Consider the following 3,488-nt stretch of genomic DNA (forward strand, 5'->3'; position numbering starts at 1 on the left):
AGAGGGTCCGTCCCCTCTTTTCCGCTTACGTGCGAAAATCGATACAGCAGGGTCTGTCCCCCAATTACCATTTACACGCAAAAGGAAGCCGCTTCGCGATAGAAGCGGCTTTTGCTGGCGATGTTCCACACGAAACTAGATGACTACGCCTTCATCTATGTCCAGGTGAAGGCACTTGACGGGTGTTCCAACCTCGAATGTTCCCGTACCCTGCGGGAGCTCTATGAGCACGGTGCTGCGATTCATCTCCGACAAGAGGGCAGATGACTGCTTCTCTTCCTGACATGCAAGCAACTCGCCGTTCTCCCCAACTTCAAGATGACCGCGCTGGTAGAAAGCGCGAGCTTCCTTCTTGCGCGTCGGTTGCGCAAGAACGGCGTCGCTAACGGGACGATCAAGCTCTGCGTAGCCTTGCATGGCGCGTAGTGCCGGTCGGCCGAAAAGCTGAAAACCCACTGCGGCAGCTGCGGGATTGCCCGAGAGAACTTCGACAAGCGTATCGCCTACACAACCAAATGCTTGTGCTTTACCCGGTCGCAAACTCACACAATCAAAAACGACCTCCCCCAGATCGCGAACGGTTTCGATGGCGTAGTCAAAATCGCCGTTGCTCGCGCCACCGCTCGAAACGACAAAATCGCATTCATCGATTGCTTGCTCGAACAAAGCGCGGATGGCGGCCTCGTCATCCCTGACAATCGGATACAGATTCACCTCGCAGCCAAGCTCGAGCGCATATGCGCCCAACACGTATGCGTTCGCATCGCGAATCTTGCCTGGCTCGGGCTTTACCGAAGGAGCGACGAGTTCCGTGCCGATGCTAATAACGCCAACCTTGGGGCGAGCGTATACGGGAACGACTGTGTTCCCGGTGCTCGCGAGCAGGCCTATGGTTGCGGCGCGAATCACCTCGCCTTTGCGGACAACAACATCGCCCGCTTTGGCCTCCTCGCCCGCTTTGCGCACATTCGTCTTGGTTACAGGAGCGACTATGCGTACGCGCTCGCCCACTCCACCGTCACCGGTGAAGGTCGTGTCCTCAATCTTGACCACCGCATCGGCGCCCTGCGGCATAATGCCGCCCGTCATGATGCGAATTGCCTCTCCGGGTTTGAGGATGATCTCACTCACGACGCCTGCACCGACCCAGTCCACAATCTCAAGCTCGACAGGGACTTCTTCGCTCGCGTCCTTGAGAGACGATGCGACTACGGCAAATCCGTCCATTGCTGTATTATCGAAAGGCGCAACGTCGATATCACTTATGAGATCAGCGGCAGCGACTCGCCCAACAGCAGCAAACAAATCGACCTCTTCGACTGGCGTTCTAAAACGAGCGTTACCCGCGAGCTCAATCGTCCTTTGACGCGCCTCATCGACACTTATCATATCCTGGCTCATTTGATTATCCTCTCGAAAGGTGAATCATTATGTTTATTCGACAGGGTACCAAATCTTCCAGAAAGCTGGACGAACAATCCCGGGCTTGGTCGCTCACGGACTGGTTGCCGCTTCGACGGTGCAAAGGGGCGGGGGCTGCGCACCCCACTTCTTGAATGCACGGTGCATGGTCGTTGAGGCAATTCTTAGGATCCTGGCGAGCTGCGCTATGGTCATCCCCGCATCGAGACAGGTTGCAAGTGCAAAGGGGCACTTTTGAACTTTGAGCATGGCCGCCGAAGCACCAGTGAGATAATCGCACCTTCGGCGAATTATTTTTCGAGCGGCTTCATCTGACAAGCGCCTGGGGAACGGCTCGAGGTGACGTACGCTTGCTTCTTGTTGGGCGAAATCGCGCCATTCGTCCGCGCTCATGAAACTGCATAGGAGCTCATTATCGACAAGATCGTCCGATTTCCCCAGGTAGTTATAGCTGCTCCACGGATAATCGGTCAAACGAACGCAGAGTCGAGCCTTGACGGGGTTGCGCCAGACGTATCGGATTGCCGACAAAAGATGCGCCTCTGTCTCAATTGCCTCGCTGCGAAAACGACCTTGAAATATCTGACCAGCACATTTATGCCGCTTGTGATAATAAGCCGAGAAACGCGCGCCGACGCTCTGGAAAAGAGAAGGCGGGATAGGGCCATTGCACTTGATAACGATGTGAAAATGAGTGGTCATCACACAGTATGCGAGAACCTTGAAACTGCAGATTTGCTGGGCGAGCCGCAAGCACTCCAAGAAAAACGCATGATCACAGCCCTCATTGAAAACGCGGGCCTTGCCAACGCCACGATTTGTGATGTGGTAATACCCGGTTGATGAATGTTTGCGCGGTCGCCGTGGCATGCTTCACCTCCTTTCTAGTCGGTCTTATCCACAACGAGAACGATAAATCATGTGTATCCGAGCAAACCACCCCGAGAATCTGAACGATTCCGGACTTTAAGGAGAGCAAACCCGGAGTGATTTCCGAGAAGAATCGGTCAGGAGATGGTGAAAGGATGGGAGGATGGGGACAGACCTTCAGTTGGCAGCAATCCACGAGTGGCGAAAAGGGGACAGACCCCTGATAGGCCTGGCGAAAGGGGGACAGATCCCTGATGGGCCTCCCAGTGAGCAAGCTGTCAACCCTTCGGCTGGAGCACCATAAAAAAGAAGCCCCTGACCGGGGCTTCTAAATCGTAACCAACGGCAATCCTTCTACACCTTCGGATACTGCGAATAAGAATGTCCGCGTCTGCTCTGCTCGTAACGACTCACAAAAAGCGCAATGATGACCACAAGGGCGACAACGAGAAACGCAATCACAAAAAGCGCGTTCTTCGTGTATAAACCCGTAATCGCTGCACAAAGGATAGACATGATAATGATGACGACCGGGACAGCCATCCTCGTCTTGTCTCGTGCAATATTGGCACGCAAAATCGCATCCTGACGGCGCGATTCGTCATCACGACGAGCACGAATGTCACGATCGGTCCACTCCATGATCTTGCGCTGGACCTCGGGAGGATACGAATTGAAAACGTCTGGATGGGGCAAGCTCACGCATCCATCTTCGAACTCAAACGGCTCACTGGTGAGAGCGTCATCACAATCGTCGAGAGTGTCGTCCTCGGTCTCGTGTCTGAAAAGATCCGAATAGTTCCCCAGCGTTCTGTCAACGCCGACTACCGGACCTTGGACAAAGCTGTTTGCATCACTCTCGCTCGGATCATCGACATCAAAAACGAAATCGGGAAGATCGTCTGGTTTAACGCGGTCATTCTTGCGTTTGCTGTTGGATTTTGACGACTGATTGCCTGCTTGCTCGCGATTCTTGATGAACGCGTTGTACATTGGTTCGTTATTCATGCGTTTGGTACCTTTCGAAGGTCAATCTGTTCAGGCAATTATAGCATCGCTTGATGGCGGCACAGGGCGGGGAAGAATGCGTGGCAACCGAGGGTCTGGCAACCGAGGGTCTGTCCCCTAATTGCCATCTGCGGATTGTCAGACGCCTTGGCAACCGAGGGTCTGTCCCCTGGTTGCCAGGACGTAAC

The 3,488-nt window shown here is 54.2% G+C and carries 3 protein-coding genes; all 3 read right to left on the bottom strand.

The genetic code is table 11. The features are described 5' to 3' along the window. Positions 1-135 precede the first annotated feature (135 nt). Entirely contained in the window at positions 136-1,401 is a 1,266-nt protein-coding gene (locus DBY20_07595) for a molybdopterin molybdenumtransferase MoeA (protein ID PWL78179.1), read from the bottom strand. A 93-nt stretch (positions 1,402-1,494) separates the two neighbouring features. Beyond that, positions 1,495-2,292 (bottom strand): hypothetical protein, encoded by a 798-nt coding sequence (locus DBY20_07600; protein PWL78180.1) that lies wholly within the window; start codon positions 2,290-2,292, stop codon positions 1,495-1,497. Between the two features lie 354 nt (positions 2,293-2,646). After that, a complete protein-coding gene (locus tag DBY20_07605) occupies positions 2,647-3,285 on the bottom strand; it encodes a hypothetical protein (GenBank protein PWL78181.1) in 639 nt (212 codons plus the stop codon). Between the last annotated feature and the right edge of the window lie 203 nt (positions 3,286-3,488).

It is taken from the genome of Coriobacteriia bacterium (genome assembly GCA_003149935.1).
In the GTDB taxonomy this organism is placed as follows: Bacteria; Actinomycetota; Coriobacteriia; order Coriobacteriales; family QAMH01; genus QAMH01.